This window comes from Arthrobacter sp. TJ-266 (assembly GCF_058269115.1).
The window spans coordinates 548166-562107 of record NZ_JBZCNC010000003.1; the positions used below are offsets into that span (position 1 = coordinate 548166).

Genomic DNA, 13942 nt, shown 5'->3' on the forward strand with positions numbered 1-13942 from the left:
TTGTTAGGTTAGCCATACCTAAGAAGAACTGGCGACCCTCGGTCGCTCCGAAGAGAGGGTCTCATGCCTGCTTCCGTCCTCGCCCACGGCGCCCTCCGGCGCCGTGCGTCCCCTGCAACCGGTCACCTCCTCAGCGGGGAGTCGCTGCCGGCCTACCGGCAGCAGATGCGGCAGACCGTGGACGCCATCACCGCCGCGTTCACGGCCGCGGAGAAGCCGTTCACCGGCGTCGTGCCCGGCGACCTGCGCCCCATGATCGACGCGATCGATCTCGATGCACCGCTCGGCGGACTCCCGGCTGCCCTCGAGGAGGTGCGCGAGGTCTACCTGCGTGACGCCGTGTACTTCCATTCGCCCCGCTACGCCGCCCACCTCAACTGCCCCGTGGCGTTGCCCGCCGTCATCGGCGAGGCGATCATCGGCGCGGTGAACTCCTCGCTCGACACCTGGGACCAGAGCGCCGGAGCCACGCTGATCGAACAGCGGCTCGTCCGGTGGACGGCCGACCGCATCGGCTTCGGCGTGCAGGCCGACGGCGTCTTCACCAGCGGGGGAAGCCAGTCCAACCTGCAGGGCCTCCTCATGGCCCGCAACGACGCCGTCGAGAAGCCGGCGCTCGCGGGGCGGGGGAGCCTGCCGGAGAAGCTCGGACCGCTCCGGGTCTTCGCCTCCGCCTCGGCGCACTTCACGGTCGGGAAATCGGCGTCCCTGCTGGGGCTCGGGGCGGAGGCCGTCGTGGAGATCCCCGCCGACGCCGACCGGCGGATGCGCGTGGACGCCCTCGAGGCAGCGCTCACCGCGCACGCCGACGCCGGCCATGTCCCGATGGCGGTCGTGGCGACGGCGGGCACCACCGACTACGGGAGCATCGACCCCCTCGAGGGCATCGCCGCGCTGTGCCGCCGCTTCGGCGCCTGGCTGCACGTGGACGCGGCCTACGGGGGAGGGCTGCTGGTCTCGCGCGCGCACCGCGGGCTCCTCGACGGCCTGGAGCTGGCCGACTCCGTGACCGTGGACTTCCACAAGACGTTCTTCCAGCCGGTCAGCTCGAGCGCGGTGATCGTGCGCGACGCCGCGATGCTCTGCCACGTCACGCTCCATGCCGACTACCTGAACCCGCAGGGCGAGGTGAATCCGAACCAGGTGGACAAGAGCCTGCAGACCACGCGGCGCTTCGACGCGCTCAAGCTGTGGCTCACGCTGCGCACCATCGGTGCGGACGGCATCGGTGACATGCTCGACGACGTCGTCGCCCTCGCGCGGGAGACCGCCGCGGAGCTGGGGGAGGACCGCTCCTTCGAGCTCGCGGCTCCCCCGCAACTCAGCACCGTGGTGTTCCGCCTCGTCCCGGAGGGCTGGACGGACCAGGCCGAGGTGGACCGCCTGAACGCCCGGATCCGGAAGGCGCTGTTCGCCGCCGGGGACGCCGTGATCGCCGGCACCACGCTGGACGGCCGCACCTACCTGAAGTTCACCTTCCTCAATCCCGCCACCACGCTCGACGACGTCCGAGCCATCCTCGACGCCATCCGCGCCGCCGCGCAGCAGATCATCCTCGCGGGAGGCCACCGTGGCTGAGCGCGTGCACGATCTCCTCGGGATCGGCGTGGGGCCCTTCAACCTGGGCCTCGCCGCCCTGGCCGCGCCGATCACCGACCTGGATGCCCTGTTCCTCGACGCCAGGCCCGCGTTCAGCTGGCATCCCGGCATGATGCTGGAGTCGGCCCACCTCCAGGTACCGTTCCTCGCCGATCTCGTGACCATGGCCGACCCGACCTCGCCGTACAGCTTCCTCAGCTACCTCAAGCAGGCCGGGCGCCTCTACCCGTTCTACATCCGCGAGGACTTCTACCCGCTGCGCGCGGAGTTCGACGCCTACTGCCGGTGGGTGGCGGAGTCCCTGCCGTCCGTGCGCTTCGGTGAGAGTGTCGAGGACATCACGTACGACGACGCCGCGGGCACCTACCGCGTCACCGCGGCCGGGGCGGCCGGCGCCACGCAGCACCTCGCCCGCCGCCTCGTCCTCGGCACCGGCACCGCCCCGGTGGTCCCGGACTGCTGCAGGGACCTCGAGGCGGATCCAGCGTCCGGCGTCCTCCACTCCTCCCGGTACACGGCGGCCAGGGGTGACCTCCTGCAGCGCAACCGCGTCACAGTTGTGGGCAGCGGCCAGAGTGCGGCCGAGGTGTTCCACGACCTGCTGTCCGAGGGAAGGGAGCAGCAGGTGCGCTGGGTCACCCGGTCGCCGCGCTTCTTCCCGCTCGAATACACCAAGCTCACGCTGGAGATGACGTCTCCGGAGTACGTGGACTACTTCCACGCCCTGCCGCCGGAGGAGCGGGACCGCCTCGGGGCGGCGCAGAAGAACCTGTACAAGGGCATCGACGGCGATCTGGTGAACGCCATCTACGACCTCCTCTACCAGCGCAGTGTCGCCGGAGCGCCCGACGTCGAGATCCTCACCAACACGGCGCTCACGGCAGTCCGGCCCGCGGACGGGGCGCTGCACCTCGACCTGCACCACGTGGAGCAGGGCACCGCGTTCTCCCTCGGGACCGACGCCGTGGTGCTGGCCACGGGCTACGGCTACCGCGAACCGGCGTTCCTGCAGGGCATCGAGGAGCGGATCGCGCGTCTGCCCGACGGCCGGTTCGACGTCGACCGCCAGTACGGCATCAGTCGCGTGCCGGGCGAGATCCTCGTGCAGAACGCCGAGCTGCACACGCACGGGTTCGCCGCCCCCGACCTCGGCATGGGTGCGTACCGGAACTCCGTGATCCTGGCGCGGATCCTCGGGTATGAGCACTACCCGATCGAGGAGCGCATCGCCTTCCAGCACTTCGGAGCGCCGGGTAGCGGTGCCGCGGGAACCGGATCACGCGGATCGCACGCGCTCCGACCGGCGGGTCGGGCGCGATGACGCCCGCCTTCACCCTCCGCCCGGTCGACCCGGTGGCGGATGCGCCGCTCGTCCGCTCGTGGCTCGTGCTCCCCTACGCACACTTCTGGGGCATGCAGCGGGCAACGCTCCACGAGGTCGTCGCCGAGTACGCCGCAGTGGCCGCGTCAGCGCACCGCGAGGCGCTGCTCGGGTTCGGCGAAACCGGCCCGGCGTTCCTCATGGAGTCCTACGACCCGGCACAGGATCCGGTGGGGGCCACCTACGAGGTGCAGCCCGGCGACCGCGGCATGCACTTCATCACGGCCCCGATGATCACCCGGCAGCCCGGCTTCACCACGGCCGTGCTGACGGCGGTCCTCGGACACGTTCTCACCGACCCCACAGTCCACCGCGTGGTCGTGGAACCGGACGTCCGGAACCACGCCGTGCACCGGCTCAACGCGCGTGTGGGCTTCCGTGCCTCCGCCACCGTCACCCTTCCCGACAAGGAGGCGCTGCTGAGCTTCTGCACGCGTGCCTCCTTCGCCGCCCGCTCGTGCGGCGCATACGCCGCCCTCCAGGAGACCGCACCATGACCCTCGCCCCCACCGCACACGGACCCCTGGTCCCCACGGCCCCCACGACGCCGGCCCCCACGACGCCGGCCCCCACGACTCCCGCGCCGTCCGCGGACCCCGCCGCTTTCCTGACCCCCGAGCGGTGGGCGCACGCCAACCGCCACGTCACCGCCAAGGCGATCGCCGAGTTCTCACACGAGCGCATCCTCGTGCCCGAGCCGGTGGGCGGGCAGGGCAGCGGCTGGTGGTCCCTGACCACGGACGACGGCGCCGCCCGCTACGTCTTCGAGGCGGAGGTGGGCGTGCTCGATCACTGGCGCGTGCTCCCCGGCTCCCTGCGGGTGGAGGCCGCCGGCGACGTCACCGACCCGGACGCGCTCGCGTTCGTACTCGCGATGAGGAACCGGCTCGGTATCCCCGCGGACCTGCTGCCGGTCTACCTCGAGGAGCTGACGAGCACGCTCACGAGTGCCTGCTTCAAGGCCGCCCACGAGCAGCACGGTGCGCGGGAACTCGCTCGCGGCGTGACGCTCGGCGCCGATCCGGCGGCGGACTTCCAGGCCGTCGAGGCGGCGATGTCCGAGGGGCACCCGTGCTTCGTCGCCAACAACGGCCGGCTCGGCTTCGGCTCGGACGACTACGCGGCGTACGCCCCCGAGGCCGGCCGGCCCGTGCAGGTGCACTGGGTCGCAGCCCATCGCGATACCGCCCGGTTCGATGCCGTCACCGGGCTCTCCTACCGCTCCTTCCTGCGGGACGAACTCGGCACGCTGTTCGACGCTCTCGAGCAGCGACTGCGCGCCGGGGGCCTTGATCCCGTGGACTACGTCCTGGTTCCGGTGCACCCCTGGCAGTGGGAGAACCGCCTCTCGGTGACCTTCGCCGCGGACGTCGCACGGCGCCGGCTGGTGTACCTCGGTCCCGGCGCCGACGAGTACCAGGCGCAGCAATCCATCCGCACGTTCTTCAACCGCACCGAACCGTCGAGGCACTACGTGAAGACGGCCCTCTCGGTCTCCAACATGGGCTTCCTGCGCGGGCTCTCCGCCGCGTACATGCAGGCCACGCCGGCCATCAACGAGTGGCTCGACGGCGTGGTCCGGGCCGATCCGCTCTTCGCCGCGGTGCGCTTCGGCCTCCTCCGCGAAGTGGCAGCGGTGGGAGTGCGCAGCGAGCTGTTCGAGGCGGCCACCGAACCCGGGTCCCCGTACCGGAAGATGCTCGCCGCCCTGTGGAGGGAGAGTCCGATCGGCGCGATCGAGCCCGGCGAGCAGCTCGCCACCATGGCGTCCCTGCTGCACCGCGACCAGGCGGGGGAGTCCGTGGTCCGGCACCTGATCCTCCGTTCCGGCCTCGCCGCCGAGGAGTGGCTCCGCCGGTACCTGCGCGCGTACCTCGTACCGGTGCTGCACTCCCTCTACGCCTACGAGCTCGCGTTCATGCCGCACGGCGAGAACCTGATCCTCGTGCTGCGGGACGGCGCTCCGGAACGCGTGTTCATGAAGGACATCGGCGAGGAGATCGTCGTCATGGGTGACCGCCTCACGGTCCCCGATCACGTCGCCCGGGTGGTGTCGCAGGTGCCCGAGGAGGAGCGCGTGCTCGCGGTGTTCACCGACGTCTTCGACTGCTTCTTCCGCTTCCTCGGGGCCACGCTGCAGGAGGACGGCGTGCTCTCGACGGACGCGTTCTGGGACACCGTCGCCGAGGTGGCGCACGCCTACCAGGCGGCCCACCCGGAGCTCGTGGACCAGTTCGCGCGGTACGACCTCTTCGCGGAGGATTTCGCGCTCTCCTGCCTCAACCGCCTGCAGCTGCGGAACACGCGGCAGATGCTCGATCTCTCCGACCAGTCGGGCGGTCTGCAGTTCAGCGGGCGCCTGGCCAACCCGCTGTCCGGGCGATGACGCCGGGTGCGGGTGCTGTGGGTGCCGCCGGTGATGGGTGACAGGCCCCGGCGACCGCAGTACGGTCGACAAGGGCGGCCGCCGGATCCGGTAGCAGCCTGCACAGGGTCCCGAGATGCATCAGGAGTCACATGTCAGCGTCCGTCCATCACGCCTTCGACTGGGCGCGACGGCACGTCGCGTCCGGGGCCCTGCCGAGCGCGGTGCTCGGGGTGGCCACCGCGACCGGCATCCAGGAACTCCACGCCTTCGGCGCCACCGGCACGCGGACGGCGACGGTGGACGACCCCTACCGGCTGTTCTCGGTCACGAAGCCCCTGGTCGGGCTCGCGGCCGCGCGGTTGGTCGAAGCGGGACTGCTCACCGTCGAGACACCCCTCCACGAGGACGTCCCGGGTTTCGAGCGCACGCGGGACGACGTGGTCCGGTTGGGGCACCTGGTCGGTCACACGTCCGGGATCACGGAGCCTCCCCTGGACACGCAGGCCGGGCTGGAGCACGGACTGTTCGGCGGGCGCGATTTCGTCGCCGGCACCGCGTCGCGGTACTCCACCATCGCCTTCCACGGAATTGCCCGCATGATCGAAGCGCGCACGTCGCGCTCCTGGGACACGGCTGTCCTCGAGCTCGCAGGCCCTCTCGGCGCCACGGGCCTCACCCTCGACGAGGAGTCGAACCCGCACTCCATCCCGGATGCCGCGGCTGCGGGGCTCGACATCCGACGGTTCGCAGCGCTCCGTCACCCGGGGGCCGGGCTCATCGGCCGGGCCGAGGATCTGCTGCTCATCGGGTCCGCGCTGCTCCGGGACACGGGCGAGGTGGTCCGGCCGGCCACGCTCGCGATGATGCGCCGGCCGCTGACCGGGGACGTACCGCGGCTGGAGCCCTACCCCGCCGACCGCGGGCAGGACTGGGGCTTCACCTGGAACCTGCGGACGCGCGCCGCCGGGCTCATCGACCGCGACGTGTACGGGCACGGTGGCTGGTCCGGCGCGGAGTTCTGGATCCACCCCTCTGCCGGTGTGGCCTTCGTCCTGCTGACCAACCGCGCTGTCCGGCCGGGTGTCGAGCTCGACGAGCTGGACAACGCGGTGGTCTCCGGGGTCTGATCGACCCGGAGCCACCCGACAGGAGAGCCCCCGCAGCAGCAGACGCCGACAGAGGACATCGAGGACGAGCCATGGATCTGAACAGCGACGTCGGGGAGTCCTTCGGCACGTGGAGCTTCGGGGACGACGCCCAGATCATCGCGTCCGTCTCGAGCGTCAACGTGGCATGCGGCTTCCACGCGGGTGACCCGACGGGTATCCGCGCCACGTGCGCGGCCGCAGCGGCCGCCGGCGTCACCGTCGGCGCGCACCCCGGGTACCGCGATCTCGCCGGCTTCGGCCGCCGCTTCCTCGACGTGGTGCCCGCGGAGCTGACCGACGACGTCGTGTACCAGATAGGGGCGCTGCAGGCCCTCGCGCGGGCGGCGGGGACAACGGTGCGGTACGTGAAGCCGCACGGCGCGCTCTACACCACCATCGCCGTGCACGAGGCGCAGGCGAGGGCCGTGGTCCGTGCCGTCCGCGACGTCGATGACACCCTGCCGCTGCTCGTCCTTCCCGGCACGGTCATCGAGACCGAGGCCCGTGCGGCCGGGTTGCGCACGGTGGTGGAGGCGTTCGCCGACCGCGCGTACACGCCCGACGGCGGCCTCGTGTCACGCCGCGAACCGGGCGCGGTGCTCACCGCGGAGGCCGACGTCGTCGAGCACGTGCTCCGGCTCGTCAACGACGGCGAGGTGGTCGCGGTCGACGGATCGCGCGTGACGATCGACGCGGAGAGCATCTGCGTGCACGGTGACACACCCGGCGCCGTGGTCATGGCGGCGGCCGTCCGCCGCGCGCTCACGGGCGCAGGGGTGCACGTCGGTGCCTTCGCCTGACGAGGTGACGGGTCCCGGCCTGACCCTCCGGCGCGTCGGCGACCTCGCCCTGCTCGCGGAACTGCCGGGACTCCCGGAGGTCCTGAGCGTGCAGGCGCAGCTGCTCGAGCGCCCGGTCGACGGTCAGATCGACGTCGTCGCGGCGGCACGCACCGTCCTGGTCACCGTCCGTGAGGCCCGGCAGCTCCTTGCGCTCGCCGGCCGGCTCCGCAGTATCGACACCTCCGTGCCGCCGGCCCGCGAGGACACACTCGTCACCGTCGACGTGGTGTACGACGGCGCGGACCTCGACGACGTCGCCGCCCGCACGGGACTGAGCGCGGAGGCGGTCGTGGCGGCGCACACCCAGGCGCCCTGGCTCGCAGCGTTCGGCGGCTTCGCCCCGGGGTTCGCCTACCTCACCGGCGGCGACCCCCGGCTCGAGATGCCGCGGAGGGACTCGCCCCGCACGGCCGTGCCCGCCGGATCCGTGGCGCTGGCCGGTACCTTCTCCGCCGTCTACCCCCGTGCCTCACCCGGCGGCTGGCAGCTGATCGGGCACACCGACGCCGTCCTGTGGGACACCGACCGCGCCGAGCCCGCCCTGATCCGGCCCGGTTCCCGTGTGCAGTTCGTCGCCGTACGAGAGGTGGTCGGGACGTGCTCGCGGCCGGACAGCGCAGCAGCGCCCCTGCCACCGGGCGGGGCGCACGGCACCGCGGGAAGGGCCGGTCTGGTGGTCGTGGCCCCGGGCCTGTCCAGCACAGCGCAGGATCTCGGGCGTCCGGGCTCGATGGCGCTCGGCGTCGCGGGATCCGGGGCGCTCGACCGCGCGGCGCTCCGGCAGGCGAACAGGCTCGTTGGGAACCACCCCGGAGCAGCCGCCGTGGAGAGCCTGTTCGGCGGTCTCGCCGTACGGGCGCTCGCCGATCAGGTGCTCGCCGTCACCGGCGCCCACGTGGCCCTGACCATCACCACGCCCGACGGCGGGGAGCGCGAGGCACGGCTGTGTGCGCCGTTCCTCCTCCGCGAGGGCGAGGTGCTGCGGCAGTCCGCCCCGGCGTCGGGCCTCCGGTCCTACACCGCGGTGCGCGGCGGGCTCGAGGTGCCCGGCGTCCTCGGCAGCCGATCCACCGACGCACTGTCCGGCCTGGGTCCGCCGCCCCTCGCACCTGATGAGCCGCTCCTGGTCGGTGCGCCTGCCCCGGGTTCGATCGTCGGAGACCCCGAGACGGTCCGGCAGCCACGCTCACCGGAGGTCCTCCGCGTGGTCCCCGGGCCGCGGGAGGACTGGTTCGACGACGACGCCCTGACACTCCTCTGCGCGAGCGAATGGACGGTCACTGCGCAGTCGAACCGGATCGGCCTGCGCCTCGACGGACCCGTTCTCGGGCGCACCCGACGCGAGGAGTTGCCCAGCGAGGGGACGGTGAAGGGTGCGCTCCAGGTGCCGCCGTCGGGCCTTCCCGTCCTGTTCCTCGCCGACCACCCCGTCACGGGCGGCTATCCGGTGATCGCCGTGGTCGTCTCGGCGGACCTCGACCGCGCGGCACAGCTGCCCCCCGGAGCCTTTGTGCGGTTCTCACCCGAGGAGACGACGGCGTGACGCCCCTGTTCCTCGGCCTCCTGATCGTCGCCTTCGCTGCCCTGCCGGTCGGGCTGTTCCTCACGTCGCGGGGATCGTCCTCGTCGGCTGCCTCTGGTTCCTGCTGGGACGCACGGCGGCTGAGGAGCGGACACTGCGTCAGCGCCGCTCGTAGGCCTCCAAGACCTGCCGTGGGATGCGTCCCCTCGATCTGACGGCGTGACCGTGCTCCTCGGCCCAGACCCTGATCCGCTGGGTCTCCTCCGACGGGTGGCCGCTGCCCGACGCGCCGTCACCGCGCCGTGAACGACCCCGCCGCGGTGCCGTCGGGCGGCCCTTCCGCGCGTAGCCGGACAGGAGATGGCGGAGGGCCGCCGCCTCCTCAGGAGGCAGGTCGATCACGTACTCCTCGCCGTCGAGCGCGAAGCGGACGGTCTTCCGCTGATCGCCGAAGTCGCCAGAGTCACCGTGCCGGCCCCGCGCACTGTTCCGCGTCGTCGCGGATCCCGTGTTCTCCATTCGACGTATTAGATCAGACCGCGCTGACCGTCTGTGGCCGATCACCGGCCTTGACGCCTGTCCCACGGCACGTGCCAGTCGGGCCCCATGTGGCACTTCTCGCGGGAGGTACCGGAATTCTCGAGGACCCGCAGTGTTTCGCGGGCGGAAATACCACCGAAACGGGCGCTGCCTAGCGTAGGAGCATTCACGGTTCCGGGAGGCGGCCATGCAGACGTTGAGAGCCAGGCAGGTGCCCTGGGGGAACCCGGTGGCCGTGGGTCTCCGCGAGGCCCTGCGCGCCGAAGCCGACCGCGGCTCCGCAGTGCAGCCCGCCGCGCCGGACGACGGCGAGGGCATCGCCGTATTCCTCATCATCTACGAGGTGGCCACCGGGCAGCCCGTCGGGTGCGGCGGTCTCCGCATCCGCGCCGACGGCCGGGCGGCCACCGTCTGCGTCTACGTGGTGCCCTACGCGCGCTGGTCCGGTGTCTCGGCCGTGGTCCTCGAGGAGCTCGTCTGCTGGGCGCGTGTCCACGGCATCGCGACGGTGACTCCGGCCCCGGTGCTCGACGACGCGGCGAGCCTCGGACTCTGACGCGACCTACCCCGAAGGAGTCACCGGGACCGCCGGAGGGCTCAGCGGATCTGGGTGAAGGCGAAGGTCGCGGGGTCCCCGCCGATGCGCTGGTCGGAGTCGAGCGCCGAGATCGCATCGAGTTCCTGCTGGTCGAGGCGGAGGCGGGCGGCGCCGAGGTTCTCGACCATGCGCTCGCGCCTGCTGGATTTCGGGATCACGATGGTGCCGTGGTGCAGGTGCCAGGCGAGCACCATCTGGGCGGGGCTGGCGTCGTGGGCGCGTGCGGCTGCCACGACCGCCTCGGCGTCGAGGTCCGCGCCCTGACCCAGCGGCGAGTACGCCTGGACGGCCGCGCCATGCGTGCGGCTGACCTCCACGAGGTCGCGCTGCTGGAAGGTGGGGTGCAGTTCGATCTGGTTGACGGCGGGTGTGTGCGGCCCGACCTCCCTGATGGCCTCGAGGTGCTCGGGCAGGAAGTTCGAGACGCCGATGGCGCGCACGGCGTCCTCGTCCGCGAGCTTCGAGAGCGCGCGCCAGCTGTCCACGTAGAGGCCGGCGGAGGGGTAGGGCCAATGGATGAGGTAGAGGTCCAGCCGATCGAGGGCGAGGCGCTCGCACGAGGCGGCGTAGGCGTGAAGCGCCGACTCGTACCCCTGGTCGCCGTTGCGGAGCTTGGAGGTCACGAAGATCTCCTCCCGCGGGATGCCACTGGCCGCGATGGCCGCTCCCACGCCGGTCTCGTTGACGTAGGCAGCAGCGGTGTCGATGTGGCGGTAGCCGACCTCCAGCGCGTCCTCGACCACGCGCTGCGCCTCGTCCGGCGGCACCTGGAACACACCCAGGCCGATGGTGGGCAGCAGGACGCCGGGTGCGATCTCGAGGGATTCGACGCCGACAGCAGCACCGGCGGTGTCGGGTGACGCGGACGGGTCGGGGGAGGGGGTGGTTCGCTCGGACATCTCGATGAACTCCTCGTCGTGGTGCATGTGATCTGGACAACATCAAAGATCCTATATTCTCCACGAAGCGGAGGATAGGTCAATGCAGGAAAGGCAGCGCCCCTCCCCGAGGGCACTGCCTTCCCTTCGTACTCCGTATCTATGCCGGCTGATGTGCCGGGCAGGGCATCAGCCCCGGGGAGCGCCGAGCTCCACCGGGTCCTCGTCGGTCACGTAGGCGAACTCCGAGTGGGCCGCCATGTCGATACCGCGCAGCTCGTCCTCCTGCTCGATCCGCAGGCCGATGGTGCGGTGGATGACCTGGGCGATCACCCAGGTGACCACGAAGGAGTAGCCGAGCACGGCCACCGTGGCGAGCGCCTGCACGCCCAGCAGGTCGAACCCGCCGCCGTAGAACAGGCCGGCCACGCCGTTCGGGGCCTCCTCGGTGGCGAAGAGACCGATCAGCAGTGTCCCGAGGATGCCGCCGATGAGGTGCACCGCAACCACGTCGAGGGAGTCGTCGAAGCCGAGGCGGAACTTCAGTTCCACGGCGAGGGAGCAGACCGCACCGGCGATGGCGCCGATGGCGACCGCTCCGAGCGGACTCACGGCACCGCAGGCGGGGGTGATGGCCACGAGTGCGGCGATCAGCCCCGAGGCCGCGCCCATGCTGGTGGCGGCCCCGTTCCGGATGCGCTCCACGAGGGCCCACGCGAGCAGGCCCGCGGAGGCCGCGACCGCCGTGTTGAGGAACACCACGGACGCCGACTGGCCGGCCGAGAGCGCGGAGCCCGCGTTGAAGCCGAACCAGCCCACCCAGAGCAACCCGGCCCCCACGAGTACGAGCGGCCTGCTGTGCGGCTTGGCGTGGTCGACCTTCGGCCAGCCGTGGCTCCGGCCGAGGACGAGCGACAGCGCGAGAGCCGCGATCCCGGCGTTCATGTGCACGGCGAGCCCGCCGGCGAAGTCGATGGCCCCGAGATTGTTGGCGATCCAGCCGCCCACCACCGAGCCGTCCTCCGAGCTGAACGCGAAGACCCAGTGGGCGATGGGGAAGTACACCAGCGTGGCCCAGACGCCCGCGAACAGCATCCACGCGCCGAACTTCATGCGGCCCGCAGCGGCACCGGCCACGAGCGCCGTGGTGACGCAGGCGAAGAAGAGCTGGAACGCGGCGAAGAGGATGGGCGGGATCGACGCCGCGGGGTCCTCGGCCAGCAGCTGGCCCATCCCCGCGTACTCCGCGACGTCACCGATGAGCCCCAGGCCGCCGACGGAGTTGCCGAACGCCATCGAGTAGCCGAACAGGGCCCAGAGGACGGCGACGAGGCTCGCGCCGCCGAAGCACATCATCATCATGTTGAGGATGCGACGGGACCCCACCATGCCCCCGTAGAACAGGGCGAGGGCGGGGATCATCAGACAGACGAGCGCGGAGCTCGCGAGAATCCACGCGACATTTCCAGAATCCATGAGCACTCCATTTCAGTGACAGCGCTTGCCGGTGCCGGAGGGGACGGTCTCCGCCCCCACGCGGACGAAGCGGGGGAGCAGGCGGCACGCCGCGCTGAGTCATGGTAGGCAGCGACACATTTCGGGCCGCCGCCCGGTCGCGTTAACTCTGTGTTACGACGGGGCCCGCCCCTATCCACCCGCCACGGACTGGATGATCATGACCGTCGCGCCCGGGGGCACCGGCGTCCTGAGGCCCTCGAGCCTCCGCACGTCCTCACCGTCCACGTAGATGTTGACGTACCGCCGCAGAGCACCGGTCTCCTCGCGGATGCGCTGGCCCAGGAGCGGCCGCCCGGTACCCAGCGTGTCCAGCAGCGCCGCCACGTCACCGCCCGCGGCGACCGGGAGCGCCACCTCGCTGCGTCCTTCGACGTAGGGGCGCAGCAGCGTGGGGATGAGGACGGTCACGTCGGTCGGTGCGGGCACGGCGCGCCGCCGTTCAGGCGGGTACGACGGCGGCGCGCACGGACAGGACGTCCGGCAGGTGGCTCGCCACCTCGGTGAAGGTCATGCCCTCGTCGGTACTGGCGTAGACGCTCCCGCCCCGGGTGCCGAAGTACACGCCCGGCACCTCGGCCGTGTCCACGCACGCGGCATCCCGCAGCACCGCGTTGTACTCCGCCTGCGGCAGTCCGGCGTCGGAGGCCTGCCAGGTGGCACCGCCGTCGTCCGTCCGGTGCACCTGCAGGTGCCCGTCCGGGGGGATACGCTCGCCGTCGGCCTTGAGTGGTATCACCCACGCGGTCGCCGCGCGGTGCGGGTGGGTGAGCATCACGAAGCCGAAGTCCGCCGGGAGGCCCTCGGCGATCGACTGCCAGGAATCGCCGCGATCGGCGCTCGCGTACACCCCGTGGTGGTTCTGCGCGAAGAGGTGGTCCGGATCCACGGCGTCGCGGGCCACCTTGTGGACGCACTGGCCGAACTCGGGCTCGGGACCGGGCATGAAGTACGCACTGATGCCGCTGTTGCGGGGCTGCCAGGAGGTGCCGCCGTCGTCGGAGCGGTACACCCCGCCCGTACTCATAGCGACGTGCACGGTCTCGTCCACCGGGCTCGGGAGGACCGTGTGCGCGGCGGCCCCGCCGAAACCCGCACCCCACTCGCTCCTGTGCGGGTGGTCCCACAGTCCGCGGTTGAGCTCGAACGTCTCGCCGTGATCCGTGGACTTCCAGACCGAGATGGGCTGGCACCCCGCCCACACCACGCCGGGCCGGTGCTCGGCGTCGGGCTGGATCTGCCAGACCCGTTCGAGGGCCGCTCCGTCCTCGGGCGCGAAGCGGAAACTGCCCTCGCGCGGCTCGGACCACGTGACCCCGAGATCGTCCGAGGAGGAGATGCAGGGTCCGAAGTGCCAGGACATGCGACCGGCGAACATCCTCGTCCTATCGCCCCGCGTGTCCACCGCGACGCTCGGGATCTCCTCCATCAGGAACTCCGGCGCCGAGACGGTCCAGGTGTGGCGGTCCTCACTGCGAGCGAGCCACAGACCCTTCTTGGTCCCGATCATGAGGACGGTGGTGTCCTGCGTCGATGTCATGGCTGCCCCCG

13 protein-coding genes are annotated in these 13942 nt (G+C 71.5%); 8 read left to right on the top strand and 5 right to left on the bottom strand.

What is annotated here, in order from left to right:
* Positions 1–63: 63 nt before the first annotated feature.
* From AC4D12_RS11245 to AC4D12_RS11275, 7 genes are all read left to right on the top strand, one after another.
* Entirely contained in the window at positions 64–1578 is a 1515-nt protein-coding gene (locus AC4D12_RS11245) for a pyridoxal phosphate-dependent decarboxylase family protein (protein WP_490950002.1), read from the top strand.
* The gene (locus AC4D12_RS11250) at positions 1571–2920 is read left to right on the top strand and encodes a lysine N(6)-hydroxylase/L-ornithine N(5)-oxygenase family protein (RefSeq protein WP_490950003.1); all 1350 of its coding nucleotides are present in this window, start codon (positions 1571–1573) and stop codon (positions 2918–2920) included. Before AC4D12_RS11245 ends, AC4D12_RS11250 begins: the two co-directional genes overlap by 8 nt.
* Positions 2917–3477 (top strand): GNAT family N-acetyltransferase, encoded by a 561-nt coding sequence (locus AC4D12_RS11255; protein WP_490950004.1) that lies wholly within the window; start codon positions 2917–2919, stop codon positions 3475–3477. Before AC4D12_RS11250 ends, AC4D12_RS11255 begins: the two co-directional genes overlap by 4 nt.
* Entirely contained in the window at positions 3474–5366 is a 1893-nt protein-coding gene (locus tag AC4D12_RS11260) for an IucA/IucC family protein (protein ID WP_490950005.1), read from the top strand. Before AC4D12_RS11255 ends, AC4D12_RS11260 begins: the two co-directional genes overlap by 4 nt.
* A 131-nt stretch (positions 5367–5497) precedes the next feature.
* Positions 5498–6475, top strand: a complete 978-nt coding sequence (locus tag AC4D12_RS11265; RefSeq protein ID WP_490950006.1) for a serine hydrolase domain-containing protein — start codon at positions 5498–5500, stop codon at positions 6473–6475.
* 71 nt (positions 6476–6546) lie between these two features.
* On the top strand, positions 6547–7296 hold the full coding sequence (locus tag AC4D12_RS11270; protein WP_490950007.1) for a LamB/YcsF family protein: 750 nt from the start codon (positions 6547–6549) through the stop codon (positions 7294–7296).
* A gap of 4 nt (positions 7297–7300) precedes the next feature.
* The gene (locus AC4D12_RS11275) at positions 7301–8881 is read left to right on the top strand and encodes a 5-oxoprolinase subunit B/C family protein (RefSeq protein ID WP_490950008.1); all 1581 of its coding nucleotides are present in this window, start codon (positions 7301–7303) and stop codon (positions 8879–8881) included.
* A gap of 138 nt (positions 8882–9019) precedes the next feature.
* Here the strand turns inward: AC4D12_RS11275 and AC4D12_RS11280 are convergent, their stop codons facing one another.
* Positions 9020–9379, bottom strand: coding sequence for a histone-like nucleoid-structuring protein Lsr2 (locus AC4D12_RS11280; RefSeq protein WP_490950009.1), 360 nt, complete (start codon positions 9377–9379; stop codon positions 9020–9022).
* Positions 9380–9587: 208 nt separating this feature from the next.
* Here AC4D12_RS11280 and AC4D12_RS11285 point away from each other — a divergent pair, with 208 nt between their 5' ends.
* Complete coding sequence (locus AC4D12_RS11285; protein WP_490950010.1) at positions 9588–9956, top strand: hypothetical protein; 369 nt, start codon at positions 9588–9590, stop codon at positions 9954–9956.
* A 41-nt stretch (positions 9957–9997) separates the two neighbouring features.
* On the opposite strand, the gene AC4D12_RS11290 is transcribed toward AC4D12_RS11285, so the two are convergent.
* The 4 genes from AC4D12_RS11290 to AC4D12_RS11305 all read right to left on the bottom strand — a co-directional run bounded on the left by AC4D12_RS11290 (position 9998) and on the right by AC4D12_RS11305 (position 13931).
* Positions 9998–10924 (bottom strand): aldo/keto reductase, encoded by a 927-nt coding sequence (locus tag AC4D12_RS11290; protein WP_490950011.1) that lies wholly within the window; start codon positions 10922–10924, stop codon positions 9998–10000.
* Positions 10925–11065: 141 nt separating this feature from the next.
* On the bottom strand, positions 11066–12352 hold the full coding sequence (locus AC4D12_RS11295) for an ammonium transporter (RefSeq protein WP_490950012.1): 1287 nt from the start codon (positions 12350–12352) through the stop codon (positions 11066–11068).
* 171 nt (positions 12353–12523) lie between these two features.
* The gene (locus AC4D12_RS11300) at positions 12524–12820 is read right to left on the bottom strand and encodes a MoaD/ThiS family protein (protein ID WP_490950013.1); all 297 of its coding nucleotides are present in this window, start codon (positions 12818–12820) and stop codon (positions 12524–12526) included.
* Positions 12821–12833: 13 nt separating this feature from the next.
* On the bottom strand, positions 12834–13931 hold the full coding sequence (locus AC4D12_RS11305) for a WD40/YVTN/BNR-like repeat-containing protein (RefSeq protein WP_490950014.1): 1098 nt from the start codon (positions 13929–13931) through the stop codon (positions 12834–12836).
* Positions 13932–13942 lie beyond the last annotated feature (11 nt).

Excerpts from the sequence above, each read along its gene's own strand:
- AC4D12_RS11280 (WP_490950009.1), bottom strand. The coding sequence starts at position 9,379 with ATGGAGAACACGGGATCCGCGACGACGCGGAACAGTGCGCGGGGCCGG.
- AC4D12_RS11285 (WP_490950010.1), top strand. The coding sequence starts at position 9,588 with ATGCAGACGTTGAGAGCCAGGCAGGTGCCCTGGGGGAACCCGGTGGCC.
- AC4D12_RS11295 (WP_490950012.1), bottom strand. The coding sequence starts at position 12,352 with ATGGATTCTGGAAATGTCGCGTGGATTCTCGCGAGCTCCGCGCTCGTC.
- AC4D12_RS11255 (WP_490950004.1), top strand. The coding sequence starts at position 2,917 with ATGACGCCCGCCTTCACCCTCCGCCCGGTCGACCCGGTGGCGGATGCG.
- AC4D12_RS11265 (WP_490950006.1), top strand. The coding sequence starts at position 5,498 with ATGTCAGCGTCCGTCCATCACGCCTTCGACTGGGCGCGACGGCACGTC.
- AC4D12_RS11260 (WP_490950005.1), top strand. The coding sequence starts at position 3,474 with ATGACCCTCGCCCCCACCGCACACGGACCCCTGGTCCCCACGGCCCCC.
- AC4D12_RS11270 (WP_490950007.1), top strand. The coding sequence starts at position 6,547 with ATGGATCTGAACAGCGACGTCGGGGAGTCCTTCGGCACGTGGAGCTTC.
- AC4D12_RS11305 (WP_490950014.1), bottom strand. The coding sequence starts at position 13,931 with ATGACATCGACGCAGGACACCACCGTCCTCATGATCGGGACCAAGAAG.
- AC4D12_RS11290 (WP_490950011.1), bottom strand. The coding sequence starts at position 10,924 with ATGCACCACGACGAGGAGTTCATCGAGATGTCCGAGCGAACCACCCCC.
- AC4D12_RS11245 (WP_490950002.1), top strand. The coding sequence starts at position 64 with ATGCCTGCTTCCGTCCTCGCCCACGGCGCCCTCCGGCGCCGTGCGTCC.